We start from the raw sequence: 255 nt of genomic DNA, 5'->3' as shown, positions 1-255 counted from the left end.
AAACTGAATCCATTCGATACCTGTAACTTTTGTTTTAGTGGTTAGTCCACTAAATTCCCAAATTCCCGATTCTGAATTGGAAGGACCAGTAACCTGCCATTCATAAGCCAATTTGTTAGCACTTACTAGGGTTGAGAAAACGGCATGAGAAATATCGTCCTTATTTAAGGATGTGCTAAAACCAACATCATATAAAGCCGAATCCTTCCAATAACGTTCACAGGATAAAAGGACAGCATTCGTCTCACAAATCTC

At 38.4% G+C, this 255-nt stretch carries 1 protein-coding gene; it reads right to left on the bottom strand.

The annotated features are described in order from the left end of the window. Nucleotides 1–255: hypothetical protein (locus tag BK120_RS35795; protein ID WP_076271930.1), on the bottom strand; the 255-nt coding region annotated here is incomplete at both ends.

This window comes from Paenibacillus sp. FSL A5-0031 (assembly GCF_001956295.1).
Lineage (GTDB): Bacteria > Bacillota > Bacilli > Paenibacillales > Paenibacillaceae > Pristimantibacillus.
This window is presented reverse-complemented; position numbering and strand designations above follow the sequence as displayed.